Source organism: Naumannella halotolerans (genome assembly GCF_004364645.1).
GTDB classification, from domain to species: Bacteria; Actinomycetota; Actinomycetes; order Propionibacteriales; family Propionibacteriaceae; genus Naumannella; species Naumannella halotolerans.
Genome location: NZ_SOAW01000001.1, coordinates 276,629 through 301,893 on the forward strand (window position 1 = coordinate 276,629; position 25,265 = coordinate 301,893).

The 25,265-nt window shown below is 67.8% G+C and carries 20 protein-coding genes and 1 other RNA gene; 10 read left to right on the forward strand and 11 right to left on the reverse strand.

Annotated features, from left to right (window positions below):
* Nucleotides 1–34: 34 nt before the first annotated feature.
* Nucleotides 35–577 carry a sec-independent translocase gene (locus CLV29_RS01330; RefSeq protein WP_133753291.1) on the forward strand — a complete coding sequence of 181 codons (543 nt, stop codon included), beginning with the start codon at nucleotides 35–37 and terminating at the stop codon, nucleotides 575–577.
* 23 nt (nucleotides 578–600) lie between these two features.
* On the opposite strand, the gene CLV29_RS01335 is transcribed toward CLV29_RS01330, so the two are convergent.
* The 3 genes from CLV29_RS01335 to CLV29_RS01345 form a co-directional block, all read right to left on the reverse strand.
* Nucleotides 601–1,773, reverse strand: coding sequence for an Mrp/NBP35 family ATP-binding protein (locus tag CLV29_RS01335; RefSeq protein ID WP_133753292.1), 1,173 nt, complete (start codon nucleotides 1,771–1,773; stop codon nucleotides 601–603).
* A 169-nt stretch (nucleotides 1,774–1,942) separates the two neighbouring features.
* Entirely contained in the window at nucleotides 1,943–2,500 is a 558-nt protein-coding gene (locus tag CLV29_RS01340; RefSeq protein ID WP_133753293.1) for a DUF1003 domain-containing protein, read from the reverse strand.
* A complete protein-coding gene (locus CLV29_RS01345; protein WP_424991521.1) occupies nucleotides 2,497–3,828 on the reverse strand; it encodes a magnesium transporter MgtE N-terminal domain-containing protein in 1,332 nt (443 codons plus the stop codon). The genes CLV29_RS01340 and CLV29_RS01345 overlap by 4 nt, the downstream gene beginning before the upstream one ends.
* 98 nt (nucleotides 3,829–3,926) lie before the next feature.
* Between CLV29_RS01345 and CLV29_RS01350 the strand changes: the two genes are divergently transcribed.
* A complete protein-coding gene (locus tag CLV29_RS01350; RefSeq protein ID WP_133753294.1) occupies nucleotides 3,927–4,433 on the forward strand; it encodes a YflT domain-containing protein in 507 nt (168 codons plus the stop codon).
* A gap of 31 nt (nucleotides 4,434–4,464) precedes the next feature.
* Here the strand turns inward: CLV29_RS01350 and CLV29_RS01355 are convergent, their stop codons facing one another.
* The gene (locus CLV29_RS01355; protein ID WP_133753295.1) at nucleotides 4,465–5,958 is read right to left on the reverse strand and encodes an aminopeptidase P family protein; all 1,494 of its coding nucleotides are present in this window, start codon (nucleotides 5,956–5,958) and stop codon (nucleotides 4,465–4,467) included.
* A 140-nt stretch (nucleotides 5,959–6,098) separates the two neighbouring features.
* Here CLV29_RS01355 and CLV29_RS01360 point away from each other — a divergent pair, with 140 nt between their 5' ends.
* The 3 genes from CLV29_RS01360 (at nucleotide 6,099) to CLV29_RS01370 (ending at nucleotide 8,924) form a co-directional block, all read left to right on the forward strand.
* Complete coding sequence (locus CLV29_RS01360; RefSeq protein WP_133753296.1) at nucleotides 6,099–6,656, forward strand: histidine phosphatase family protein; 558 nt, start codon at nucleotides 6,099–6,101, stop codon at nucleotides 6,654–6,656.
* A gap of 71 nt (nucleotides 6,657–6,727) precedes the next feature.
* Entirely contained in the window at nucleotides 6,728–7,489 is a 762-nt protein-coding gene (locus tag CLV29_RS01365; protein ID WP_133753297.1) for a zinc ribbon domain-containing protein, read from the forward strand.
* Between the two features lie 7 nt (nucleotides 7,490–7,496).
* Nucleotides 7,497–8,924, forward strand: a complete 1,428-nt coding sequence (locus CLV29_RS01370) for an RNB domain-containing ribonuclease (protein ID WP_133753298.1) — start codon at nucleotides 7,497–7,499, stop codon at nucleotides 8,922–8,924.
* Nucleotides 8,925–8,952: 28 nt separating this feature from the next.
* Here the strand turns inward: CLV29_RS01370 and CLV29_RS01375 are convergent, their stop codons facing one another.
* Complete coding sequence (locus CLV29_RS01375; protein ID WP_133753299.1) at nucleotides 8,953–11,559, reverse strand: hypothetical protein; 2,607 nt, start codon at nucleotides 11,557–11,559, stop codon at nucleotides 8,953–8,955.
* A gap of 558 nt (nucleotides 11,560–12,117) precedes the next feature.
* Nucleotides 12,118–12,458, reverse strand: an RNA gene (gene rnpB / locus CLV29_RS01380) — RNase P RNA component class A.
* 163 nt (nucleotides 12,459–12,621) lie between these two features.
* Here rnpB and CLV29_RS01385 point away from each other — a divergent pair.
* The 3 genes from CLV29_RS01385 to CLV29_RS01395 all read left to right on the forward strand — a co-directional run bounded on the left by CLV29_RS01385 (nucleotide 12,622) and on the right by CLV29_RS01395 (nucleotide 16,381).
* On the forward strand, nucleotides 12,622–12,825 hold the full coding sequence (locus CLV29_RS01385; protein WP_133753300.1) for a hypothetical protein: 204 nt from the start codon (nucleotides 12,622–12,624) through the stop codon (nucleotides 12,823–12,825).
* A 62-nt stretch (nucleotides 12,826–12,887) separates the two neighbouring features.
* Complete coding sequence (locus CLV29_RS01390; RefSeq protein ID WP_133753301.1) at nucleotides 12,888–14,927, forward strand: NAD(+) synthase; 2,040 nt, start codon at nucleotides 12,888–12,890, stop codon at nucleotides 14,925–14,927.
* Between the two features lie 116 nt (nucleotides 14,928–15,043).
* On the forward strand, nucleotides 15,044–16,381 hold the full coding sequence (locus CLV29_RS01395; RefSeq protein ID WP_133753302.1) for a glutamine synthetase family protein: 1,338 nt from the start codon (nucleotides 15,044–15,046) through the stop codon (nucleotides 16,379–16,381).
* Nucleotides 16,382–16,432: 51 nt separating this feature from the next.
* Here CLV29_RS01395 and CLV29_RS01400 read toward each other — a convergent pair whose 3' ends face one another.
* Nucleotides 16,433–17,200 (reverse strand): DUF3159 domain-containing protein, encoded by a 768-nt coding sequence (locus CLV29_RS01400; RefSeq protein ID WP_243831659.1) that lies wholly within the window; start codon nucleotides 17,198–17,200, stop codon nucleotides 16,433–16,435.
* Between the two features lie 75 nt (nucleotides 17,201–17,275).
* On the reverse strand, nucleotides 17,276–18,022 hold the full coding sequence (locus tag CLV29_RS01405; protein WP_133753304.1) for a sterol carrier family protein: 747 nt from the start codon (nucleotides 18,020–18,022) through the stop codon (nucleotides 17,276–17,278).
* A 178-nt stretch (nucleotides 18,023–18,200) separates the two neighbouring features.
* Here CLV29_RS01405 and CLV29_RS01410 point away from each other — a divergent pair, with 178 nt between their 5' ends.
* On the forward strand, nucleotides 18,201–21,131 hold the full coding sequence (locus CLV29_RS01410) for a bifunctional [glutamine synthetase] adenylyltransferase/[glutamine synthetase]-adenylyl-L-tyrosine phosphorylase (RefSeq protein ID WP_133753305.1): 2,931 nt from the start codon (nucleotides 18,201–18,203) through the stop codon (nucleotides 21,129–21,131).
* Nucleotides 21,132–21,251: 120 nt separating this feature from the next.
* Here CLV29_RS01410 and CLV29_RS01415 read toward each other — a convergent pair whose 3' ends face one another.
* Together CLV29_RS01415 and CLV29_RS01420 are read right to left on the reverse strand one after the other, a co-directional pair.
* Nucleotides 21,252–22,115 carry a bifunctional 5,10-methylenetetrahydrofolate dehydrogenase/5,10-methenyltetrahydrofolate cyclohydrolase gene (locus CLV29_RS01415; RefSeq protein WP_133753306.1) on the reverse strand — a complete coding sequence of 288 codons (864 nt, stop codon included), beginning with the start codon at nucleotides 22,113–22,115 and terminating at the stop codon, nucleotides 21,252–21,254.
* Between the two features lie 179 nt (nucleotides 22,116–22,294).
* Nucleotides 22,295–23,059, reverse strand: coding sequence for an SDR family NAD(P)-dependent oxidoreductase (locus tag CLV29_RS01420; protein ID WP_133753307.1), 765 nt, complete (start codon nucleotides 23,057–23,059; stop codon nucleotides 22,295–22,297).
* Nucleotides 23,060–23,107: 48 nt separating this feature from the next.
* Here CLV29_RS01420 and CLV29_RS01425 point away from each other — a divergent pair, with 48 nt between their 5' ends.
* Complete coding sequence (locus CLV29_RS01425; protein ID WP_166649092.1) at nucleotides 23,108–23,737, forward strand: HAD family hydrolase; 630 nt, start codon at nucleotides 23,108–23,110, stop codon at nucleotides 23,735–23,737.
* Between the two features lie 99 nt (nucleotides 23,738–23,836).
* On the opposite strand, the gene CLV29_RS01430 is transcribed toward CLV29_RS01425, so the two are convergent.
* The gene (locus tag CLV29_RS01430) at nucleotides 23,837–25,063 is read right to left on the reverse strand and encodes a GAF domain-containing protein (RefSeq protein ID WP_133753309.1); all 1,227 of its coding nucleotides are present in this window, start codon (nucleotides 25,061–25,063) and stop codon (nucleotides 23,837–23,839) included.
* Nucleotides 25,064–25,265: the final 202 nt, after the last annotated feature.

Below are 25,265 nucleotides of genomic sequence, written 5' to 3' on the forward strand. Positions count from 1 at the left end.
ACCGGGGCCGGGGGCGATGACGTAAGGTTGCGCCATGGGTTTGGGCGCGGCTGAGATCGCCGTTCTGGTGATCCTCGCGGTGGTCCTGTTCGGGCCGGAGAAGCTTCCCGGTATCGCCCGGAAGGCAGCACGAGTGCTGCGCTATGTTCGCACGATCGCCAATGACGCCACCGGCCAGATCCGTCGCGAACTCGGCCCGGACTACGCCGACTTCGATGTCCGTGACCTGAACCCGAGGACCTTCGTCGCCAAACACCTCCTCAGTGACGTCGAACCGATCGTCGCCGACGTGAAGAAGAGCTTCGAGGATGTGGACACCCTGGGTCGGGAAACCAGCCGGGACATGAAGCGGGCACTCGGCTCGAATTCGTCGAGCCCCACCCCGCGAACCTCCCCGGGGCGCACGAGATCCTCGATGACAGGTTCAACCGCGGCGAAGGCGGCGGCCACCACGGTCGGGGCCACGGCCGCGGCCGAGGGCACCCAGGTGGCGGTGGCAGCTCGCCCCGATTTCGAGGAGACGACGGTGGCCTTCGCCACGACCACCACGATTCCGTGGGATCACGAAGCCACCTGAGGCTTCTCGGCCCACCGGGCCGATCAGCGACCCACCGGGCTGAGACCGAGCTGTCGACCGGCCAGGTTCCGGCCGCGTGAATCCAGTTGGGCTGCCAGATCGGCCAGGGCCACCGCCGCCGGTTCGGTCGGGTCGGCGACCACGGGCGAACCGATGTCACCACCGTGGCGAAGGGCGGTGTCGAGAGGGATCTGGGCGAGCAGCTCGATCGGGTAGCCCAGCCGTGTGCTCAGGGTCTGCGCCACCTGACGGCCGCCGCCGCTGCCGAAGACGTCGTGGCGGTGGGTGGATCCGCAGTGCGGGCAGGTGACCTCCAGATAGGCCATGTTCTCGACCACCCCGACGACCCGCTGGTTCATCATCGAGGCCATGGTGCCGGCCCGCTCGGCAACCTCGGCGGCTGCCTGTTGCGGGGTGGTCACGACGAGCACTTCGGCGTTCGGCAACTTCTGCCCGATCGAGATCTGCACATCACCGGTGCCCGGGGGCAGGTCGAGCAACAGGTAGTCCAGGTCACCCCAGTACACATCGGCCAGCATCTGCTGCAGTGCGCGGTCCAGGATCGGTCCGCGCCAGGCGACCACCTGGTCCTTGCGCGGTTTCAGCATGCCGATGCTGATCACCTTCATGCCCATCGCCGGGACCGGCAGGATCATGTCATCGACACTGGTCGGGCGAGCGTCGGAGACCCCCAACATGGTGGGGATCGAGTGCCCGTAGATATCGGCATCGAGGACGCCGACCGAGCGGCCGGCGGCGGCCAGCGCGTAGGCCAGGTTGACCGTCACCGAGGACTTGCCGACGCCGCCCTTGCCGGAGGCGACCGCGATCACCTTGGTCAGCGAGTCGGGGCGGGCGAAGGGGATCTCGCGGTCGTTGGAGGGGCCGCGCAGCAGGGTCTTCAGCTCGGCGCGCTGCTCATCGCTCATCACACCCAGGTCGACGCTCACCGGGCCCGTTCCGGCCACCCCGGCGACGGCCTTGGTCACATCCTTGGTCAAGGTGTCCTTCATCGGACATCCCGCGACGGTCAGCAGCAACTCCACCCGGACCGAGGAGTCCTCGGCGATGTCGACCGATTTCAGCATCCCGAGTTCGGTGATCGGGCGGCGGATCTCGGGATCGATGACCGAACCGAGGGCCTTCTCGACCGGGGACAGCAGCGGGTGGTCAGGAGTGTTGGACTGCACGGACATGACCCCAAGCCTAGGTGCGGTGCCCCTCGGAGACCTACTCCGAACGGTGTGCGGTTGACCTCACGGGCGAGCCATCGATCTGTGTCGTGCCACGGGACCATCCCCCGACCCGACGCAGTTCGGGAGCGGCCTTCGTCGAGCAGTGGGGTCCTGGCCCGGGACGGGTCGATCAGCGGTCGTCCTCGCCGCTTTCCTCGGTCACCCCCGTCTTCTGCCGATCGGCCTCGGCCTGTTCGGCGATCGCTTCGCGAAGCTCGCGGCGGATGAAGTCACGGGTGGCCAGCTCACCGACGTTCATCCGGACCGAGGCGATCTCCCTGGCCAGGAAGTCCATGTCGGCCCGGCTCTGGGCGGCCTGGCGACGATCCTGTTCGACGCTGATCCGGTCCCGTGCCTCCTGCCGATTTTGTGCCAGCAGGATCAACGGTGCGGCATAGGAGGCCTGCAGTGACAGGGCCAGGGTGAGGAAGATGAAGGGGAACTCGTCGAATCGCAGACTCGGCGGCATCAACACGTTCCACAGCACCCAGCTGATGATGATCAAGGTCATCCACAGCAGGAAGCTGGGCGTACCCATGAACCGGGCGAAGCCCTCGGCGAACTGGCCGAAGGAATCGGCGTCCAGTTTCAGGTTCGGCAACCGCCGGGTCTGTCGCCCGGGGGTGTTCAGCCGTTCGCGGTCGGCCCTTTCCCGGCGGGTCGCCCGTTCGGCGTCGCGTTCACTCATCGCTCACCTCCGCTGCGCTGCCACTCGTCCCGGTCGTTCGCCAGGTCCTCGCTCACCTCGGCCTGTCGGTCGTCGGTCTCCGGGTCGAAACCGTCCATCCCGCGGCCGCGCCAGTCCTCGGGCAGCATGTGGTCGATCACATCATCGACCGTGACCGCGCCGAGCAGCCGTTTGTGCTCGTCGACCACCGGCGCGTTCACCAGGTTGTAGGTGGCGAAGTAGCGGCTGACCCGGGCCAACGGATACTCGGTCTCCAACGGCTCCAGGTCGGTGGCGATCAACTCCGAGACCAGGGTCGAGGGAGGTTCGCGGAGCAGCCGCTGGATGTGCACGCCGCCGATGAACCGCCCGGTGGGCACCTCCATCGGCGGCCGGCAGATGTAGACCATGCCGGCCAGCGCCGGTGTCAGCTCCTCATTGCGTACCCGCGCCAGGGCATCGGCGACCGTGTCGTCGGGGGAGAGGATCACCGGTTCGGTGGTCATCATGCCGCCGGCGGTCTCGTCGGCATAGGTCATCAACTGCCGGATGCCCTCGGCGTCCTGGTCCTCCATCCGGGCGAGCAACTGCTCGGCGATGTCGGGCGCCAGTTCCTTGATCAGGTCGGCGGCATCGTCGGGGTTCATCTCGACCAGGATGTCGCTGGCACGCTCGGCATCGAGCAACGAGATCAACTGCACCTGCTCGTCCTCGGGCAACTCCTCCAGTGCCGAGGCCAGCCGCTCGTCGTCCAGGGAGGCGACCACCTCGGCCCGCCGCTGCGGGTCCAGGTCGTGCAGGGTACGGGCGACATCGGCGGCGTGCATGTCCTGCAGTTCGGCCAACAACTGGTCGGTCGCCTGCTCACCCCGGCCCAGGTCGACGATCTCACTCCAGTCCGCGATCACCACGTGCTGGCGACGTCCCAACCTGCGGGGCCGGGACAGGTCGACCAGCGCGATCTCCGACAGTGCCCACTCGCGGTTGCGCAGCATCTTCATCGCGACGTCGAAGATCCGGTAACGGCCGTCCTTGCCACGCCATCGGACATCGGAGTCGAACAGGTCGTCGACCACCAGGGTCTCGCTGTTGCGTCGCTGGAAGCGGCGGGTGTTGATGACACCGCTGGTGGCCACCTGAGCCGGGTCGAATGCCGAGATCCGCGCGATCGAGATGAAGATCTGCTGCCGGGCGAACAGTTCCACCACCAGGCCGCGGACCCGTGGGGGAGTCCCGACGCGGCCGAACTGGATCACCACATCGCGGACCTTCCCCAACTGGTCACCGTCGGGGTCGACGACGGGCAGCCCGCGCAGGCGGGAGATGAATACCGAGGTCGTCATGCTCACCGACGCAGCGTACCGCGCCGACGGCCGTCTCGACCGCGGACGCAATTCAGCGGGAGCGCTAGATTGGGAACTGGTCACAAGCAGCTCAGGAGGCAGTCATGTCGATGAATCAGCCGGGAAAGCTCGGTTCCCTGTTCGAGTTGGAGTTCCCCCAGTCGGTCGGTGTCTACGACAAGTACGAGCAGGCGCAGAAGGCCGTCGACTTCCTCGCCGACAAGAAGTTCGCGGTCCAGAACCTCGCGATCGTCGGCACCGAACTGCGGTCGATCGAACGGGTGCTCGGCCGCAAGAGCTGGGGGTCGGTGATCCAGCAGGGAATCCTCAGCGGCATCAGCACCGGTCTGCTGGTCGGCCTGGTGATGGTCATCTTCGGTGAACCGGCGCAGCTGCTGGCGATCCTGCTGACCGCACTGGGGATCGGCATCGTGATCGGGCTGATCTTCGCCGTGATCACCTATGCCATGAGCGGCGGCCAGCGGGACTTCAACTCGGTCAGCCAGATCGTCGCCACCAAGTACGAGGTGCTGAGTGAGCACAAGGTGGCCCAGCAGGCCCGTGACCTGCTGGCCGAACTGCCCGGAGAACGCGCCCGCATGTTCGAGTGAGCCCCCGTCGGGGACTTGGTCGGCAGGAACCTCAGGCAGGGTCCTTCGACTGTGCCAGCAGGGGCGCCATCCAGGCCTCGACCTCCTCGGCGCTCCGCGGCAGAGCCGCGGAGAGATTCTCGTTGCCGTCGGCGGTGATCAGGATGTCGTCCTCGATCCGTACCCCGATCCCACGCAGTTCCGGCGGTACCAGCAGGTCGTTCGCCCGCAGGTAGATCCCCGGTTCCACGGTGATGATCATGCCCGGCTCCAGGACGCCCTCGCGATAGTTCTCGTTCCGGGCCTGGGCGCAGTCGTGGACATCGATGCCCAGGTGATGTGAGGTGCCGTGCACCATCCAGCGGCGATGCTGGCCACCGGTGTGCGGATCCAGGGATTCCTCGGCGCTGACCGGCAGCAGACCCCATTCGGCCAGGTACTTCGCCACCACCGCGATCGAGGCGGCATGCACATCGGAGAACTTCGCGCCCGGCCGGGCGGCGTCGATCCCCGCCTGCTGCGCCTCCAGGACCGCGTCGTAGACCTGGCGTTGAGCTGCGGAGAAGGTGCCGCCGACCGGCAGGGTACGGGTGACATCGGCGGTGTAGAGGGAGTCCAGCTCGACCCCGGCATCGAGTAGCAGCAGGTCACCGGGGCGCAGGTCGCCGTCGTTGCGGATCCAGTGCAGGGTGTTGGCGTGATCACCGGCAGCAGCGATCGTCCCGTACCCGACGTCGTTGCCGGCGTGCCGGGCGTGGAGACCGAAGACGCCTTCGACCCAGCGTTCGCCGCGGCCCCGGCGCACGGCATCGGGCAGGTCGCCGACCACCGCGGTGAACCCGGTCGCGGTCTCGGCGCAGGCCCGGCGCAGCTGGTCGCGCTCGAACTCGTCCTTGATCAGCCGCAACTCCGACAGTGCGACCAGCAACTCCTCGTCGATCTCGGCGGCGCCGTTGCGGTCGGCCCTGGCCCGCAGTTCGTCGACCAGTGCGGTGATGGCCGGATCCGCCTCCCGCAGCACCCGGATGGTGACGGTGTCGGCGTTCTTCTCCAGCGCGTGGGCGAGATCGTCGATCGGCGCGGTCGGCAACCCGGTGATCGTGCCCATCTCGGTCAACGACTCCCGCTGGCCGACCCACATCTCGCCATACCGGGCGTCGGCGTAGAACTCCTCGGAATCGCGCGGGGCCCGAGGCTTGAAGTAGAGCGTGGGCTCGTGACCGTCGCCGACCGGCTCCAGCACGAGCACCGCGTCGGGTTCCCGGTCCGCCCCCAGGCCGGTGAGCCAGGCGAAGGCCGAGTGCGGGCGGAACCGGAAGTCGGTGTCATTGGCACGGACCTTCAACGGGCCTGCCGGGATCACCAGCCGGTCACCGGTGAAGAGCTCGGAGACCCGTACCCGCCGGGCCGGGGTGAACTCCGAGGCAGGCAGTGGGGTGATCGACGAGGAGTCGTAGTCGGCCCAGCCGGTGGGGATGAAGGCCTTGAACGCATCGGAGAACCGAGGCGTCCGGTTCGGCTGATCTGTCTGTTCCTGGTCGTTCATCCTCAATCTCTCCTCAACCCGGTGACAGCTGCCACCATGACGGCTCGGTGTCGCCACCCGACCATTCGATCATAGGTCGCCGATCGGTGGCAGGCTGGTGGCAGAGGGCCGCGAGGCCGGTGAGGAGTGAGGGACGAGCGATGGCGGAGATCTATCTGCTGCGGCACGGTGAGACCGAGTGGAGCCGCGAGGGTCGACACACCTCGTTCACCGATCTGCCGTTGACCCCGGCCGGGGAGGTGCAGGCCGGTGCACTGGTGGACAGGCTTTCCGGCATCGACTTCGACCAGGTGCTGGTCTCGCCACGCCTGCGCGCCCGTCGTACCGCCGAACTGGCCGGACTGACCGGCACGGTGAGTGAGGACCTGGTCGAGTGGGACTACGGCGACTACGAGGGCATCACCAGCGCACAGATCCACGTCCACGACCCCGGCTGGGTGATCTGGACCGGTCGTACCCCCGGTGGCGAGACGCCGGAGCAGGTACGTATCCGCTGCCGCAGGCTGATCGAGCAGGTGGAGTCCTTGGGGGCACAGCGGGTGGCGCTGGTCGCCCACGGCCACATCCTGCGGGCGTTGACCCTGGTCTGGCTGGATCTGGACTTCGCCGACGGGGAGAAGTTCCCGCTGGACACCGGTGCGATCAGCGTGCTCGGGCACAATCGCGGCGAATTGGCCATGCTGCGATGGAACAGCTGAAACCTGTACCCGGCCGGCGGGTCGGGACGCATTAGGATCAAACGTCAGTGCGGCCGTGCCCGCGGCCCACAATGCATGGAGGTAGTGACATCAAAGCCGATCCCGTCGACCAGCGTCGACTGCTCGACCTGCAGGCCGTCGACACCGAGACCGCCCGATTGCAGCATCGGCGGCGGTCCCTGCCCGAGCATGTCGACATCGCCCAGGGCAAACAGCAGCGCCTGGCGGTGATGGAGGAACTGGTCGAGAACGAGACCTTGGTCTCCGACCTCGAACGGGCCCAGCGCAAGGCCGAGGCCGATCTGGAGCCGGTACGCCAACGGCGGGTACGCGATCAGGAGCGGATCGACGGCGGAGCGGTGACCGACCCGAAACAACTCTCGGCACTGATCGACGAGGTCGAACACCTCGGTCGGCGGATCGGTGAGTTGGAGGATGCCGAACTCGAGTTGATGGGTGAGCTGGAGGAGGCGCAGGCGGTGGTCCAGCGACTGTCGGCGAAGAAGGCCGAGCTGGAGACCCAGTTGCGTTCCTGGATGGCCAGCCGGGACAAGCAGGTGGCTTCGCTGGACACCGAGCTCAAGGCCCAGGCCGAGGAGCGCGAGGGACTGCTCGCGGTACTGCCGCCGGACCTGGTCGCCAGCTACGAGAAGGTACGCAACAGCCATGACGGTTTCGGTGCCGCCGTCCTGCAGCACGGTCGCTGCAGTGGTTGTCGGCTGGATGCCAATGCTGCCGATCTTCGTGCCTATGCCGCCGCGCCGGCCGATCAGGTGATTCGCTGTGAGGAGTGCGGGCGGATCCTCGTCCGGACCGAGAACTCCGGACTCTGAGGGCCCCATGCCGACCCGTGCCTTTGCCCTGACCGACGATGCCCCGGCCGAACTCACCGAGGGTCTGAGTCGGCTGCAGGAGGAGGTGGGACTCAGCGAGGATTTCAGCGAGGCCGCCGAGGAGGAGGCCTTCGCCACCTGCGGTGAGCCGCGGTTGCCGGCGGCGGATCTGACCGCCATCGACTTCTTCGCCATCGACCCGCCCGGCGCCCGTGACATCGACCAGATCATGGAGTTGTCCCGGGACGGCTCGGGTTATCTCGTCCGGTACGCCATCGCCGACCTCACCGCCTTCCTCACTCCCGGTGGTCCGATCGACCAGGAGGCCCACCAGCGGGGACAGACGTTCTATGCGCCGAATCGGCGGTTCCCGCTGCACCCGCCGGTGTTGTCGGAGGGCGCAGCGAGTCTGCATGCCGGACAGACCCGGCCGGCCTACGTCTGGCAGATGCGGCTGGGCAGGGACGGTGAGGTGATCGATGTCGATCTCGGCCGGGCGATCGTCCGCAGCCGCGCCCAGCTGACCTATGCCCAGGCGCAGGAGCAGTTGGACTCCAAGCGGGCCGATCCGCAGCTCGAACTGCTACGGGAGATCGGCACCAAGCGGCTCGGGGTGGAGATCGCTCGCGGCGGGGTGTCGCTGAACCTGCCCGCCCAGGAGGTCGAGGTGGTCGACGACGAATGGCGCCTGGTCTTCCGGGCCGCCCGCGAGGTGGAGGACTGGAACGCCCAGATCTCCTTGCTGACCGGGATCTGCGCGGCGAACATCATGCTGGATGCGAAGGTCGGCATCGTCCGTACCCTGCCCGCGGCCACCGCGCAGGCCACGGACCGGTTGCGGGTGATCGCCGAGGCGCTCGGACAGTCCTGGCCGCGTGACCTGGGCTACCCCGACTTCGTCCGCAGTATCGATCCGACCACCCCGCGCGGGGTGGCGATGATGTATGCCTGCACCGCGCTGTTCCGGGGTGCCGACTATGCGGCCTTCGACGGTGAACTCCCCGAGGAGACCGAGCACGCCGCACTGGCCACACCGTATGCACACACGACTGCGCCGCTGCGCCGCCTGGTGGACCGCTACAGCCTCGCCTGCTGCACCGCGATCGTCGCCGGCGAGGAGGTGCCGGACTGGGTACGCCAGGCGCTGCCCGATCTGCCGGCCGAGATGAAGGCCTCCTCCCAGCGGGCCAGCAGGTTCGAACGCGGGATCCTCGACCTGGTGGAGGCGCTGGCGCTGAGTCCGCACGTCGGACAGCAGTTCGAGGGCACCGTCGTCGAGGTCGACCCGGACAAGCCCGAACGAGGCGGCCTGCTGCTGGACGCCCTGGCGGTCGAGGCGCCGGTGAGCGGGCCCGGACTGGTGGCCGGGGAACGGGTGAAGGCCACCCTGGAAATGGCCGATGTGGTCGAGGGCAAGGTGCGGTTCACCGTCTGAGGGGGGCCACAGCGGGTCCTGCAGTGGCTCAGTTCGGAGTCCAGATGACGTTGTTGACCCGAACGTCGACGTCTCCCTGAGCGGGTTGCACGATCGCATCGATGCTGACCGTGATCGTTTCCTCGACCGTTTCGTCGCCACTGAAGCTGGACTGGACGTAGGAGACCGATACGGTGGCCTCACCGCTGAAGAAACTCCCGGTCGAGTCCTCCGGTGACAGGGCCATGGAGGGCGGGGAGTCCACCGTCCACTCCGGTTCGCCTTCCGGATAGTAGTAGCCGGGAACCGAGTTGCCGCCGTAGGTGCAGTTGGAGGAGTAGGTCGCCTGAGAATCCCTGTCCTCACCGGTTCGCAGGCACTCCTCCAACCAGTCACCGACCTCGGCGTTCACCGCGTCCACCAATTGCTGGTTCGGCGTGTAGCTGAACTGCACGACCTCCTCAACGGGGTCGTCGTGGCCCTCGGTCATGGGAAGCACCACACCCTGCTGCGGTTCGGGCGGGTCGTAGTACTCCACAGGTCCCGGGTCCACGGTGTAGATGCCCGGGTATGCCACGGACCCGGGCACTGTGTAGTCACTGTCGGGGAGGATCACGTCGACGTCGACACCGTCGACCGACGCAGTGCCGGGAGAGACCACCATCAGATAACCGGTCAGCGGCGTGATAACCCGCCACCGATCGAAGAGACCGAAGTCCTTTCCGTCTGCGATCACCGTCAGCGAAGCCTGTTCGGATCGGCCACCGAGACCGTAGTCGATCAGCACCGAATGGGAATCGTCGTCACCAAGTGAGGTGGCCGGCCGTGCCCGGACGTTGTCGATCCGGGTCGCTGCCGCCAAGACTTCGTCGGTGAGCAGACCTCGCTCGGCGTCCGGTACGTCGGGTGGTACGAGCGCGTTGGCGGCTTCGGCGTTCCCGTCGGCGATCAGCTGGACGTACTGCTCGGCGGCGGCCTCCGGGGTACGTGTCGAGTTGATCACCGCCACCACGACCGCTGCCAGAACCACCACCGCGACCAGGGCGCCGCCGAGGCCCAATACAAGTTTGGCCGTTCGTCGGGCCTGCGGGCTCATCGCCGGAACCGGCGGACCGGCGGGGTCCGGTTGTGAGGTGTGGCCGTCCGGGAGATTGCCGGCCGGGCCGGGTAGTGCCGTCCCCGGCGGCGGTTCGGCTGCACCGGGTTGCGGTGTCGCACCGGGCGCTGGGCCCACCGGGTGATCGGTCACACCGAACTGCGACATCTGGTGGTCGATCTCGGCAGATTCGTCGGGGCCCGTCGAGGTGTCTGCTGTCCAGCCCGTGTGGGTTGTCGATTGGGTCGGGGCATTCGGATGGTTCGAACCCGGCGGCGCGGAGGCACTTCGCCCGGCCAGAGCACTGGCGAGACCCGGGGCGACCCCATAGGCGAGCGTCGGTAGGAACCGGGCGCCGACTTCGACTGCCAGTGCCCACAGCCCGGCGACCAGGAAGGTGAAGGTCGCCGGCCCAAGGTGAACGCCCCCGTCACCCTCTGCCGAACTGCCACCCATGGTCAGGTCGCCGCCGATCGTCAAACGCGCTGAGGAAATCAGCTGCAGGACCAACCAGATGGCTGCCCAGAGCACCGGCAGCTGCCAGGCTCGTGCCCACGATGAGCGCTCACTGGGTGGCCGCCGCAGACCGATTCGAAGGCTGGCGAGCGCGAGGGTCAACAACAGGACCAGTGTGCCCAGCCAGATCCATCCGCTGGACTCGCTGCCGAGTACGCCGAAGGAACCGCTGCCCTGACCCGTCGATACACCGAAGAACCCAGTCGTCCACTGCACGCTCGACAATTGGGCCACTGCGAGCATCGCGACCAGGCCGTTGACCGCATAGCTGCATGCCAGGGCGATGATCAACAACCCGGCGCGAACGCTGCCTGCGGATTCGGAATCGCTGCCGATGCTTCCGGTCGGATCGATCGAGGACATCCCATCGGATCCACCGATGATCATTCGGATGATCAACCCGACCGTGATCACGGCTCCTGCAGCCAGGTAGGCAAGGGCCAGCACACCGACCTCCCCCAGCAGACGCGGGCGATTGGCGTCCCGCCTGATTCGCGGGAGGGTTCCGGAGGCCGGCGGTGCGCTGCCCAGCGTGGTACCCACGAAGTGACAGATGCCGACCAGGAGGAAGGCCTGGAATGCGGCCGGCAGCAAACCGATCGAGAAACCGGTACCGGTGGAGGAATTGATGCACAAGGTCACGATCAACGGCAGCGCGATCGCGGCGAAACCCCCGGCGACGATGGACTGGATCACGCGCGGCAGCACCTGCGCAGTGCCGAAGCCGCGATTGCGGCCGATCACCGCTGCGAGGACACAGCAGATGGCCACGAGCAGGGTCAGCGTCACCGGACGCAGTCTGAGCTCACCGCTGAACTCCCCGAACAAACTCACGGCGAGCTCGAGCGGTGCGCCGAAGATCTGCGCGAGCGTGGTACCGACCACCAGCTCCGGTCCGATCGACACCCCCAGATCCATGGCCGAGTCGAACTCATCGACGGCGCCTGAAGCGAGCAACCCGATGATCAGACTGAGGCCGAAGGCGATGCCGATCGTGACACCGGCGGTGAGTGCGGCCCCGCCCAGAACTGCCCGCCAGTTCATCCCGGCCAGACTCCCACTACCCGCCGCTACCGATGCAGGCCACTTCGCCGAGGGCCCGGCCGATGGCGATCCGGTGCCCGGTCCGGCGTCGAGTTGAGGTCCCTGTGGTTCCGACAAATCCGGCCGAGGGTGGTTGGTGCCCGATGACTGACCAGGTGGTGCAGAGGGTTGCCACTCAGCGGTCGGACCCGGGGAGTCGGCTGCAGCGGAGGAGAGTCGCTGACCCGGCACGGCCCCGGGCGCTGGTGCGGGTGCGGGTGCCGGAGTCTGTTGCTCCTCGGCCGCCCCTTCTCCGACCGACCCGGTTCCCTCGGGCCCGGCTGCAGTCCGGAACGAACCGGTGGACGGTGCGCTGAAATCCGGCCGCGATCCGCCGACCGTCCCGTTCGACGGTGGTGGTGACCCCTGCGGTTCGGCTGGCGTGTTCTGATGCTTGGCGTGATCTTCGTCGGACATACCGAATCTCCTCGTCGAGAGGCCCCCCGGCCAGTTGAACCCTGACACAGGACCCGGTCGGATGGGAACGGAACCGGCAGCTTCCCGATGAGGCTGGTGAGAAGGACGAGCCGGCCGGTAAGCCGGATTCTGTCGAAGGATGATCATCCATCTGCGACGACTGTTGCCAGTCGCCTGGTGCAACCTACCCGGCTGCTCGGGCGAGCAGCCCTCTGACGCAGCCTGTCTGGTCTTGCTCCGGGTGGGGTTTGCCTGGCCACCCCGGTCACCCGGGGTGCCGGTGGTCTCTTACACCGCCGTTTCACCCTTGCCCCCACGAGGAGGGCGGTCTGTTCTCTGTGGCACTGTCCCGCGGGTCGCCCCGGGTGGGTGTTACCCACCACCCTGCTCTGCGGAGTCCGGACTTTCCTCGGTGCGAGCACCGCGATCATCTGGCCGACTCGTCCGCGCCCAGCATAGCGCCACGATCCGGCCGACTTCGGTGCCGATCGCCCCTACGGCCCGCGCGCAGCCCTGCTGCCGGACACAGGATGGGTTCCATCGGGCCCGGGTGTTCGGCCCTGCCTGACGTTCCGCCGCGGAGCCGGGTACGGCAGAATCGGAGGCATGAGTGACAGTGGTGGACCTTGGTACTACAACCTCAACACCAAGCAGGTCGTCCCCGAAGGAGCGGACAAGGCCGAGAACCTGCTCGGCCCGTACCCGACCCGGGAGGATGCCGAGCGGGCGCTGGCGAAGGTCGAGGAGCGCAACGAGGCCTGGGACAACGATCCGGATTGGAACGACGACGTCGACGAGAAGCAGAACTGACCCGCTGCTGCCGGCTGATTCCCCGGAGCCGGTCGGCGGCTCCGGGGTGACAGACTGACCCCATGGACTTCCACGCGGCCAGCGCCCATGGCTTCGCCCGAGTGGCGGCCTGTGCCACACCGACGGCGATCGCCGACCCGGACACGAACGCCGAGATGATCATCTCCCAGGCGCGGTTGTGCCACGACCAGGGGGCAGTGCTCGCAGTCTTCCCGGAGCTGTCGCTGACCGGGTACGCGATCGATGACCTGCACCTGCAGGATGCGGTCCTGCAGGCAGCCGAGCGAGGTCTGCAGACGATCACCGAGGCGAGCCGCGACCTGCGTCCGCTGCTGGTGGTCGGCGCCCCACTGCGCCACGGGAACCGGTTGTTCAACTGTGCGGTGGTGATCCATCGGGGCAAGCTGCTCGGGGCGGTACCGAAGTCCTATCTGCCGAACTACCGCGAGTTCTACGAGAAGCGGCATTTCGCGCTCGGCGACAACCAGCGCGGCGGCACGATCATGATCAACGGAATCGGTGTCCCGTTCGGTGTCGACCTGTTGTTCCGGGCCACCGACATCGACGGGTTCGTGCTGGGCATCGAGATCTGCGAGGACATGTGGGTGCCAGTGCCGCCGTCGTCGATGGCGGCGCTGGCCGGGGCGACGATCCTGGCGAACCTGTCCGGCAGCCCGATCACCGTCGGCCGGGCCCGGGACCGGCACCTGTTGTGCGAGGCACAGTCCTCCCGCAGCCTGGCGGCCTACCTGTATGCCGCGACCGGTCAGGGGGAGTCGACGACCGACCTGTCCTGGGACGGGATGACCATGGTCTACGAATGCGGCACCCTGCTGGGCGAGACCGACCGATTCCCCGACGGCCCGCGGCGGACCGTGGTCGATGTCGATCTTGACCGGATCCGGCAGGACCGGATCCGCGATGGCTCCATCGGCGACAACGCCCGCACCTTCGCAGCCGATGTTGCCGACGGCGGCTACCGCTGGATCGACTTCCCCGCCGAGCCGGCGGCCGGCACCAGCGACCTGTTGCGGAAGCTTGATCGTTTCCCGTTCGTACCCGATGATCCGGACCTGCTGGCCCAGGACTGTTTCGAGGCCTACAACATCCAGGTCTCGGCGCTGATCCAGCGGCTCAGTGCGATCGGCCAGCCGAAGATCGTGATCGGCGTCTCCGGCGGCCTGGACTCCACCCATGCGCTCGTGGTGGCCGCTCGGGCGATGGACCAGTTGCAGCGCCCGCGTACCGACATCCTCGCCTACACGATGCCCGGTTTCGCGACCAGCGACGAGACCAAGCACAATGCGATCGCGTTGTCCCACGCCCTGGGGGTGGAGTTCAACGAACTGGACATCCGGCCCGCAGCCGAGCAGATGCTGGCCGATCTCGATCATCCCTATGCCGAGGGCGAACCGGTCTACGACACGACCTTCGAGAACGTGCAGGCCGGGCTCCGTTACGACTACCTGTTCCGGATCGCCAACCATCGCGGCGGGATCGTGCTCGGGACCGGTGACATGTCGGAACTGGCGCTGGGCTGGTGCACCTACGGCGTGGGTGATCACATGTCGCACTACGGGGTGAACTCCGGGGTGCCGAAGACGATGATCCAGCACCTGATCCGCTGGGTCGTCGATCATGACCTGTTCGGGGCCGAGACCGGTGCCATCCTCACCTCGATCCTGGACACCGAGATCAGCCCGGAGCTCGTACCGGGGGAGACGCCGCAGTCGACCGAGGCCGCGATCGGCCCGTACGCCTTGCAGGACTTCACCCTCTACCACGTACTGCGGTACGGGTTCCTGCCGTCGAAGATCGCCTTCCTGGCCGCACATGCCTGGTCCGATGCAAGCACCGGACAGTGGCCGCCGAACTTTCCCGAGGCGAAGAAGGTGGCCTACGACCTGGCGACCATCCGGCATTGGCTGGAGGTCTTCCTCACCCGGTTCTTCGCGTTCAGCCAGTTCAAGCGGTCGGCCCTGCCGAATGGCCCGAAGGTGGTTGCCGGAGGCTCGGTGTCGCCGCGTGGCGACTGGCGGGCCCCGTCGGACGGCAATGCCAAGGTGTGGTTGGCTGATCTGCAGAACGTGCCGGAATCCTGATCCGGCTCCGGTGCGTACCGGATCGGCGAGCAGTCCGGGATGGACCGGTCCTGAGTAGGTAGTCCGAACCGCCTGATGTAACACACCCGTAACACGTCGAAAGGCAGACTTGGCCCATGGACAAGCAGACCGAGTTCGTGCTCCGCGGCGTCGAGGAACGCGACATTCGTTTCGTGCGCCTCTGGTTCACCGACGTGCTCGGTTTCCTCAAGTCCGTGGCGATCGCCCCGGCCGAACTCGAGGGGGCATTCGCCGAAGGAATCGGCTTCGACGGATCGGCCATCGAGGGCCTGGCTCGGGTCCACGAATCCGACATGGTCGCCCAGCCCGATCCCACCACCTTCCAGGTGCTGCCCTGGCGTGGGTCGGAATCGGGTACGGCCCGGATCTTCTGCGATGTGAAACTGCCCGACGGATCGCCCAGCTACGCCGATCCGCGCTACGTGCTGAAGCGCGCGCTGCGGAAGGCAGGCGACCTCGGGTTCACCTTCTACACCCACCCCGAGATCGAGTTCTTCCTGATGAAGGAGGGGTTCGCCCCCGGTGTCGAGCCCACACCGGTCGACCAGTCGGGCTTCTTCGACCACACCGTCACCGGGCCCGACTCCGACTTCCGGCGTGATGCCATCACCTACCTGGAGCAGATGGGGATCTCGGTCGAGTTCTCCCATCACGAGGGCGCTCCCGGGCAGCAGGAGATCGACCTGCGGTACGCCGATGCGCTGTCGATGGCCGACAACATCCAGACCTTCCGGGTGGTCATCCGGGAGGTCGCCCGCGGTCACGGCATCCACGCCACCTTCATGCCGAAGCCGCTGAGCAACTACCCGGGTTCGGGGATGCACACCCACATGTCGTTGTTCGCCGGTGACGAGAACGCCTTCTACGATGCGGCCGACGAATACCACATGTCGACCATCGCGAAACAGTTCACCGCCGGGGTGCTGCGGCACTCCCGGGAGATCAGCGCGGTGACCAACCAGTTCGTCAACTCCTACAAGCGACTCGCCGGTTACACCGAGGCGCCGAGCTTCGTCAGCTGGGGGCGCAACAACCGTTCGGCGCTGATCCGGATCCCGGGATACAAACCCCACAAGGGATCCTCGGCCCGGATCGAGGTGCGCTCGATCGACTCCGCGGCGAATCCGTACCTGGCCTATGCGTTGGTGCTGCGGGCCGGACTGGCTGGGATCGAGGGGGAGTACGAACTGCCGCCCGAGGCCGAGGACGACGTCTGGGCACTGACCGAGCGGGAACGGCGCAGCCTGGGCATCGAAGCCCTGCCGCGCAACCTGGACGAGGCGATCCGGGTGATGGAGCAGTCCGAACTGGCTGTCGACACGCTCGGTGAGCATGTCTTCGAGTACTTCCTGGCGAACAAGCGCAATGAGTTCGAGGACTACCGCTCGCGGGTGACCCCGTTCGAGCTGGAACGCCTGCTGCCGGTGCTCTGAGCCGATCGGCCGGGCCGAGCCGAGCCCGGGCAACAGGCAGGGCTCAGCGGCTCAGCGCTCTTCCGTACCGCTGACGGTGGGTGCATGAGGCTGCTCGGCGGTCGACGCCGGAGGGCGTTCGCCGTCGGCGGGCGGGTTCGTTGGCGTCTTGGTCTCTCCCGGTACGACCGGATGGCGGATGCCCGGGTGCCCTGCCGGGAGTGAGCGTCGCAGCACCCACCAGCTGCCGGCGACACAGGCGGCCACCAGCGGCCAGGTGAGGACCGCCCGAGCGATGCCCAGGGCCACCGGAAGGTTGGCCAGCCAGAGGGTGCCGAAGACCACGATGCGCACCATGTACTGCCCGACCCAGACCCAACTCGCCCGGTGATAGGCCCGGGACAGGGCCGGATCCTTGCGCCACTGCGGGCCCTGGCGCAGCAGCGATCCGACGATCAGGCCCAGCAGTGGACGGCGGATCACGATCGAGACCGACCAGGCCAGCGCCGAGGCGATGTTGCTGAGGATCTGCAGCAGGAAGAAGTCGGCCGCCCGCCCTGTCCGCAAGGCGATGATCGAGGCGATCGCCACCCCCAGCAGACCGAGCAGCACCGCCCGGGGTTTGCGGCCGCGATACAGCGCCCAGATCGCGATGGCCACGCCGAGCACGACCGCGGCGATGGCGCCGATCCCGACATTGCCGCCGGACAGGCCCCAGCCGATCAGGAAGGCCAAGGTCGGCAGGGTTGCCTCGACAGCGGCCCGCCGCCCACCGAGGATGCTCGCCAGGGAGTCGGCGTCACTCGGCTCGGTGCTGTTGCCCGTCGGCTGCTGGTTCACACCGATCATTCTCCCCGCTCCTGCCCCCAGGTCAAAGGTGAGCCTCACCATAGGCTCGCCGGGCGGCCCGTCGGATCACAGCAGCGGGAACATGGCCGAGATGTCGGCGTGGGCGCCGCTGGCCAGCAGACTCCCGGTGCTGCGCAATTCGTCGAAGGGGACCCGGCCGGTGGCCAGCCGGAGGAAGGCGACACCGTCGGTCTCCACCACATTCGGGGGCGTGCCGCGGGTGTGCACCGATCCCGGATCGGACGCGGCCCCGATCTGCACCGCGGCGAACGGGGGTACGCGAACCTCGACACTGCGGCCGGGGTTGCGTTCGGCCAGCACATGGCACAGCAGCCGGACCGTGTCGGCGAGTGCTGCGCGAGTGGGCCGGTCGGCGCCCCCTTGGGCGGTGGGCAGGTCCAGCTGGGCGAACACCCACTGCGCCGTGGCCAGGCGGAGCAGATCAGTCAGCGCCACCGCAGTCCGTCGCTCCCGTACCGCAACCGGCGGGTTCGGTTCGGACAACCGGTCCCAGATCTGGGCGATCGCATTGCGCAGGTCGGTCGACAGATCTGCCGCCGAGCCATGATCAGCCAGTTCGCGACGCAGTTCACGACGCCCGGTGTGGGCGATCTTCACGTAATCGGCCAGCGGCATCGGTCGTTCCGCGGTCGGTGCTGCCAAGGCGTCCAGCAGATCGGTGTGGATGACCAGCAACCCGGCGATGGCCTCGCAGATCGCCGGTGCCGACTCCGGCGCGGAGCGTGCGCATTCCTCCAGCTGTTCGAGAGCGGCCAACGCCTGGTCGTGCCAGGTACGGGCGGTTCTGTCCATGCGCGCTACGGGGGATCGGGTCACCGCTCGTACCGTACCTGCCATGAATCGACTGTAGGTGCCCGATCCTGTCGGCAGGCGTCGAGCAGGCGACGATTGGGTGAATCCGGGAAGTGCCGTGACCCGCACACCGGTGGCAGGTGGTCGCTGCCGGGGGTGGGTCGTTAGCATCGAGTCCATGGCCAGAGTCGACTCGATCGAAGGGAGATTGGCGCGCGGAGGGTTCCTCGACCCCGAAGCAGCGGTGACCGTCCTGAAACGCCTGCCGGTCGAGGCCGAGGACTGGTGGCTCGGCGAACTGGCCCGCGCCGGCGACCCGGACAAGGCCCTGGCACACCTCGAACGCCTGATCGCCCATGACAAGGACCTGGTGCACGAACTGTGCGCGGACAAGCCCTGGGCCAGGCGCCTGATCGCCTTGCTCGGTGCCAGCGACGGTGCGGCGAACGATCTGGCTGCCGGGCAGCCATGGCCCGAGGCGCTCGCGGGAGACTCCGAGGCGATGGGCCGACCGGCCTTCCTCGCGGCCCTGACCGAGGCGATCGGCAAGGAGACCACCCCGGTCGCGCGGGAGGATGCGCTGCGCGTGGCCTATCGGGTCGAGCAACTGCGCATCGCCGGCCGGGACCTGACCTCCGAGGACCCGCTGGCCGCCGAGGAGATCGCCGGTCGGGAACTGGCCGATCTGGCCGATGCCGCGGTGGAGGCCGCGTTCGGGCTGGCCCGGGAGGAGGTCGGACCGGCGGCACAGAACGTGCGACTGGGCATCGTCGCGCTCGGCAAGACCGGCGGTCAGGAACTCAACTACGTCAGCGATGTGGACGTGTTGTTCGTCGCCGAACCGGTCTCGGGCAGTCGAGGCGAACCGCTGGTCAGCAATGACAAGGCGCTGCAGATCGGCTCCAAGCTGGCCTCGGCGGTGATCCGCATCTGTTCGGCCAACTCCCGGGTCGGGCAGATCTTCCCGCTGGATGCCGCACTGCGCCCGGAGGGCAAGGCCGGACCCCTGGTCCGCACCATGGCGAGCCATCGTGCCTACTACGAGAGCTGGGCCAAGAACTGGGAGTTCCAGGCCATGCTGAAGGTCCGGGCGATGGCCGGCGACCTCGCCCTGGCCCAGGAGTTCGAGGACATGGTGCGCCCCCTGGTCTGGGCCGCCTCGGAACGGCCGGAGTTCCTCGCCGAACTGCGCGCCATGCGCCGGCGGGTCGTCGCCGAGATCCCGGCCAAGGAGCGGGAACGGGAGATCAAACTCGGTGCCGGCGGCCTGCGCGATGTCGAGTTCACGGTGCAGTTGCTGCAACTGGTGCACGGCCGGGCCGACGAACGGATCCGCTGGCGGGGGACGCTGCCGGCGCTGAACGCGCTGATCGAGTTCGGCTACGTCGGCCGGGAGGACGGGAACACCCTGGCCCAGGCGTACCGGTTCCTGCGGGCGTTGGAGCATCGGGTGCAGTTGGTCGGCCTGCGGCGGACGCATCTCGCGCCCGCCACCGAGGCCGGATGGCGCAGGGTCGGCCGGACACTGCGGTTGAGCGATCCCGCCGCCGAGGCCGAACATGCCTACCAGCGGACCAAGCGGCTGGTGCTCAGCCTGCACGAGCGGTTGTTCTACTCGCCGCTGCTGGAGGCGGTGGCCCGGATCCCGACGGCCGGACTGCGGTTGACGGCCAGCGCCGCCCGGCAGCGGCTGCGGGTACTGGGCTATGCCGATCCGGACGGGGCGTTGCGGCACATCGCGGCGCTCACCAACGGCTTGAGCCGCAAGGCCGAGATCAACCGGCAGCTGCTGCCGGCGATGCTCGGCTGGATGGCCGAAACGCCCTTCCCCGATCACGGTCTGTTGTCGTTCCGGCAGGTCTCGGAGGACCTCGGGAACTCCCAGTGGTACCTGCGGACACTGCGGGACGACGGTGTCACCGCGTACCGGCTGGCGACGGTGCTCGGGTCCTCGCGCTACCTGGTGGGTCTGTTGCGGCGGGACGCGAAGATCGTGCAGATGCTGGGTGACGACGAGGAACTCGTCCCCCGTGATCGGAACCAGCTCGACAGCCAGTTGTCGATCATCGGGCGGCGGCACCAGGACCCGGCGCAGGCGGTGCTGGCGTTTCGCGGGGCCCGACGCAAGGAGCTGTTCCGGATCGGGGCTGCCGACCTGCTCGGGCAGATCGATTCCTGGGCGGTTGCCCGCGCACTCTCGGACCTGACCGCGGCGACGATCCACGCCTCGTTGCAGGTGATCGTCGCCACACATCCCGAGGCGCCTTCGATCGCCGTGCTGGCCATGGGGCGATGGGGTGGCCGGGAGATGTCGTATGCCTCCGACGCCGATGCGGTGATCGTGATGGGCGAAGGTGGTGAAGCGGCCACCAAACAGGCCACTGCCGTGGTCAGCGAGTTGCGCCAGGCACTCGGCTCCGCCGGTCCCGAACCGGGTCTGGAGATCGATCTCGATCTTCGTCCCGATGGCAAGAGCGGACCGCTCGTGCGTTCGCTGGAGGCCTACCGTTCCTATTACGAGAAGCGCTCCGCACCGTGGGAGGCACAAGCCCTGGTCCGGGCTGATCTTGGTGCCGGTGATCAGGAACTGGCCGAGCGGACGTTGCGGGTGATGGACGCCCGGCGCTGGCCGGCTGGTGGCCTGAGCGCCGATGATCTTCGGCAGATCCGTCGGCTGAAGGACCGGATGGAAACCGAACGGCTACCGCGTGGTGACGACCCGAAGCGGCACCTGAAGTTGGGTCCGGGCGGCCTGTCGGACGTCGAGTGGGTGGTGCAGCTGGTGCAGTTGCAGCACGCTCACGACGTACCCGAGCTACGTACGCCGATGACCTTGCGGGCGCTGCGGATCGCCCGCGAGAAGGGTCTGGTCCCGGCGGCCGATGCGATGGTCCTGCGGGAGGCATGGATGCTCGCCGGCACGATCCGGAACAAGATCATGTTGGTCCGTGGGCGGCGGGGTGACGTGCTGCCGTCGGATCCGGTGGAGCTGGCCGCGGTGGCCGAGCTGATGGGGATGGACGGGTCCAGTCACCTGGTGGAGCACTGGGCGAAGGTGGCCCGTCGGTCGCGGAGGGTGTTCGAGCGACTGTTCTACGGCGAGGCCTGATCGGACAGCTGTCGCGGGCGTGAGGGTATGGAGCTCGCTGCTCGGTCGCGGCAGCTGTGCCGCGCCCGGGAGGTGGTTGGTGTGCGGGGTTCCCCGTCCCACCCGAGCGGCTGGGCTCGATCAGCCCCGGGCGGCCCGACGCTCGGCCGCCTCGACGCAGTTGCGGAACAACATCGCGATCGTGGTCGGTCCCACGCCACCGATCCGCGGGGTGATCGCGCCGGCGACCTCGGCGACGGATTCGTCGACATCGGGCAGCAACTTGCGACCCTCGTAGCGGACCCCGCCGCCGACCACCACGGCACCGGGCCGGACGTGCTCGGGCTGCAGGATGCCGGGAACCCCGGCGGCGGCGATCACGATCTCGGCGCGCTGGGTGTAGCGGGGCCAGTCCGGCACACCGGTGTGGACGACGGTGACTGCGGCATTGGCGGTCGGCCGCTTCTGGGACAACAACAGCGCCAGGGGACGACCCAAGGTCGTACCGCGCCCGAGGATGCACACCTCGCGTCCGGCGATCTCGATCCCGTGGTAGGCCAACAAGGCTTCGATGCCGGCAGGGGTGCAGGGAACCGGCCCGGGCATACCGAGGGCCAGGCGACCCATGTTCACCGGATGCAGCCCGTCGACATCCTTGTCCGGATCGAGGGTCAGCATCGCCGCCTCGAAGTCGATCTGCGGCGGCGTCGGATGCTGGATCAGCACACCGGTCACCTCGTCATCGGTGTTCAGCGCGGCGATCGCATCGAGAACCTCGGACTGCGTGGCGGCATCATCGAGGTGGATGTGCGGGGCGGTCATCCCGAGTTCTTCGGCCTTGTCGATCTTCATCCGGATGTAACCGGCCGAGGCGCCGTCGGAGCCGACCAGGATCGTACCCAGCCCGACCGATCGGCCTGCTTCCCGTAGGCGGTTGATCCGGGGCCGCAGATCGTTGAACACGGCCTCGGCGACGGGCTTTCCGGAGATCAGCTGAGCAGTCATCGCTGCCATCGTAGTGGTCGTGTGCCGGCACCGCGGTCCCCGGTCGGATCGAGGGTCGATGCAGCGACGCGGTGCGCACCCACCCAGACAAACGTCACATTCGATCGCGGTTTCGGTGCGACACGCCGCCGATTCGGTGTGTCGGGTGGATCGAGTGTGACGTTTGTTTGGTTGCGGGGTCAGCGATCCTTGCGGCGGCCGGTACGGGCAGCGCGGGCCAGCAGCCGGTCCGGGATCAGCCGACTGACTGCCACGATGGCCTTGTAGCGCTTGCTGGGGATGCTCACCGACCTGCCGGCCTGCGCATCGGCCAACGACTCCTTCACCACCCGTTCGGCATCCAGCCACAACCACTCCGAGATGCCTTCCTCGCCGGGCGGCAGGCCGAGGCGCTCGTGGAAACTCGTATGGGTGAACCCCGGGCAGACGGCGGTGACGGTGATCCCGCGGTCGGCGTACTCGATGTTCGCCCAGCGGCTGAAGTTGATCAGCCAGATCTTGCAGGCGGAATAGGTCGACCTGGGCAGGAATGCGGCGACCGAGGACAGGTTGAGGATTCGTCCACGGCGGCGTTCGATCAGCCCCGGCAACACGGCATGGGTGAGGCGCAGCGGGACTTCGTTGTGGATCCGCAGATGGCGCACCTCGTCATCGACGTCATTGGTCTCGAACGACAGCCCCATGCCGAAGCCGGCATTGTTGATCAACAGGTCCACCGGCTTCGTCCGATCCTGCAGACGTTCCTCGACCTGTGCCAGATCCGCAGGATCCAGCAGGTCGGCGGGCAACACCTCGACCGAGACACCGTCCATGTCAGCGGCCACTCGGTGCAGTGCCTCCGCATCACGGGCCACCAGGACGAGATCGTGGTGGCGGGCGGCCAGCTGCCGGGCGTACTCGGCCCCCAGGCCGGTGCTGGCTCCGGTGATCAGTGCAGTGGACATGGCAACCCCCTTGTCGGTGGGGCCGACCCTAGCGGGATGATCTGGGTCATGAGTTCCCAGCCCCTGCCCGCCGGCAGTCGCCTGCCGGTGGTCGTCCTCGACATCGGAGGTGTGCTCGCCAGCAACGGCCTCGACTTCGACCGTCCGGATCTGCGACTGGCGCACTGCGATCTCGATGAGCTCAAGCACGCCTACTGGCGGTATCGCGACGCCTACGATCTCGGCGGGCCCGACGAGACCTACTGGGATGCGGTGGTCGCCGATGCCCTCGGCCGTCCGAACCCCAAGTTGGCCGACCAGCTGGCCGAGGCCGATGCCGACCAATGGGTCACCGCGCTTCCCGGGGCGAGCGAGATGGTGGCCGAGCTGATCGCTCGCGGGTACGAACTGTGGTTGCTGTCCAATGCTCCGCACCCGATGGTACGGACCGCGCGTGCGGCCGACTGGTCGAAACCCTTCAGCGGAGGCGTCTTCTCGGCCGAGGTGGGCCTGATGAAACCGGACCCGAGGATCTACCGGTTCACCTCCGAGCGGATCGGTGTCGACCCCTCACAGTTGATCTTCTTCGACGACCGACCGGCGAATGTCGAGGCAGCCAGGACGGCAGGCTGGCGAGCCGAACACTTCACCGGTGACCACAGCGCACTGCTGCACACCGTCGGCACCCCGCACCGCTGATCAGCATCGGGAACCGGGCAGCCACACCCCGAAGTGTCCGCCGGAGAGCCCCGGACAAAACGAACATGGCTGGCTCGGAGGGTGGTCACCCATCCCGGTTCAGCATCCGGCGGGTGCGCCGACGACCACCTGCACCCCTGCGGCGAAGCGGTACGGATTGGCTGAGATCAGGCCGCCGAAATGCTTGCGCAGACGGGAGATCTCGGCCCGGACGGTGATCGTCCGAGCCGGGTCGCCGAACAACAGCTGGGCTAGTTCGGCTGCCGAACACCCCTCGGGGTGGCGAGCCAGATGATCAAGGATCTGTGCATGGCGAGGTGACGGGTGATGGCTCCAACCGCCGATCCCGCCGCTGATGACGACACGGGGAACGGAACTGTGCAGACTCAACTCGATCATGGTCTCGTCAGGTTCCCCGGTGCTGAGGCGTACCAGCCAACCGCCACCGGGCAGTGGATCGAGCTCGCAGGTGCCCAGGTCGCTGAGCCAGGACCGTCCGGGTGCGGGGCTCGACGGCAAGCGCACGCGTTCCCTGGGCGCCACGGCATCCACTGCCGCCACCCACCCGTGGGGGTCGACCGCCAAGGCGGGGACCCCGGCTCGCGCCATGATCGGCGCAGCCACCGATCGCAACCGATCCAGCTCGTCGCGGTGGCGTTCACGCAGTTGCGCCTCGGCCAGCCGGGCGACCGTACCGACCAGCGCCAAGGTGGTCGAGTTGATCGTGGGTGCCGGGCCACTGACATCGACCACACCCAGTGCAGAACCGGTACGCGGGTCGCGGATCGGGGCGCCGGTACAGGTCCAGGCGTGATGGCTGCGGACGAAGTGCTCGGCGGAGAACACCTGTACCGCGCGTCCGGAGGCCAGTGCCGTACCGATCGCGTTCGTACCCACCGAGGCCTCGGCCCAGCTCGCACCCTCGACGAATCCGAGTGCATCGGCGCGACGCAACACCGGCCGGGAACCGCTGCGCCACAACACCCGGCCGTCGGCGTCGGCGATCACCATGATGTTGTCACCGGTACCGGTGAGTGCCTCCAGCTCGGAGGTCAGCGCCGACAGCACTGGTGACAGACCGCTGTCGCTGCGCCGCTGCGGCAGATCCGTTGGATCGACGACCGACGGCAGGGCCACATCCGGATCGACCCCGGCCGAGCGCACCCGCAGCCAGGACTCACCGATCACCGATCGCGGACGGGCCGGCAAGGGGTCACCGGCCATGGCCGCCTCGTGCACCGCACGCAGGACCGCCGCGAAGGCGCGGGGATCATCCCCCGGAGCCACCGCGGGCTCCGCTGCCTCGCGTTCCGACGGCTTCGTCATCTCCTCGATTGTGCACTGGGTCACAAGATCAGGCAATGACGCAACCCGTTGCAACCCTTGTCCGGCACCCCGCGTGGCCTGTGTGCTGTCAGTCACATCCGCCCGCCACTGGCGGGCGGAGGTCAGGGACGACCACGCAGTACGAGGCCTGCAGGGCGTCGGGAGAACCGGCGTCGGCACGGCGCCGGAGAAGGAGACAATG

Coding starts and splice junctions, on each gene's coding strand:
- CLV29_RS01330 (WP_133753291.1), top strand. CDS start 35: ATGGGTTTGGGCGCGGCTGAGATCGCCGTTCTGGTGATCCTCGCGGTG.
- CLV29_RS01335 (WP_133753292.1), bottom strand. CDS start 1,773: ATGTCCGTGCAGTCCAACACTCCTGACCACCCGCTGCTGTCCCCGGTC.
- CLV29_RS01340 (WP_133753293.1), bottom strand. CDS start 2,500: ATGAGTGAACGCGACGCCGAACGGGCGACCCGCCGGGAAAGGGCCGAC.
- CLV29_RS01350 (WP_133753294.1), top strand. CDS start 3,927: ATGTCGATGAATCAGCCGGGAAAGCTCGGTTCCCTGTTCGAGTTGGAG.
- CLV29_RS01355 (WP_133753295.1), bottom strand. CDS start 5,958: ATGAACGACCAGGAACAGACAGATCAGCCGAACCGGACGCCTCGGTTC.
- CLV29_RS01360 (WP_133753296.1), top strand. CDS start 6,099: ATGGCGGAGATCTATCTGCTGCGGCACGGTGAGACCGAGTGGAGCCGC.
- CLV29_RS01365 (WP_133753297.1), top strand. CDS start 6,728: ATGCATGGAGGTAGTGACATCAAAGCCGATCCCGTCGACCAGCGTCGA.
- CLV29_RS01370 (WP_133753298.1), top strand. CDS start 7,497: ATGCCGACCCGTGCCTTTGCCCTGACCGACGATGCCCCGGCCGAACTC.
- CLV29_RS01375 (WP_133753299.1), bottom strand. CDS start 11,559: ATGAACTGGCGGGCAGTTCTGGGCGGGGCCGCACTCACCGCCGGTGTC.
- CLV29_RS01385 (WP_133753300.1), top strand. CDS start 12,622: ATGAGTGACAGTGGTGGACCTTGGTACTACAACCTCAACACCAAGCAG.
- CLV29_RS01390 (WP_133753301.1), top strand. CDS start 12,888: ATGGACTTCCACGCGGCCAGCGCCCATGGCTTCGCCCGAGTGGCGGCC.
- CLV29_RS01395 (WP_133753302.1), top strand. CDS start 15,044: ATGGACAAGCAGACCGAGTTCGTGCTCCGCGGCGTCGAGGAACGCGAC.
- CLV29_RS01405 (WP_133753304.1), bottom strand. CDS start 18,022: ATGGACAGAACCGCCCGTACCTGGCACGACCAGGCGTTGGCCGCTCTC.
- CLV29_RS01410 (WP_133753305.1), top strand. CDS start 18,201: ATGGCCAGAGTCGACTCGATCGAAGGGAGATTGGCGCGCGGAGGGTTC.
- CLV29_RS01415 (WP_133753306.1), bottom strand. CDS start 22,115: ATGACTGCTCAGCTGATCTCCGGAAAGCCCGTCGCCGAGGCCGTGTTC.
- CLV29_RS01420 (WP_133753307.1), bottom strand. CDS start 23,059: ATGTCCACTGCACTGATCACCGGAGCCAGCACCGGCCTGGGGGCCGAG.
- CLV29_RS01425 (WP_166649092.1), top strand. CDS start 23,108: ATGAGTTCCCAGCCCCTGCCCGCCGGCAGTCGCCTGCCGGTGGTCGTC.
- CLV29_RS01430 (WP_133753309.1), bottom strand. CDS start 25,063: ATGACGAAGCCGTCGGAACGCGAGGCAGCGGAGCCCGCGGTGGCTCCG.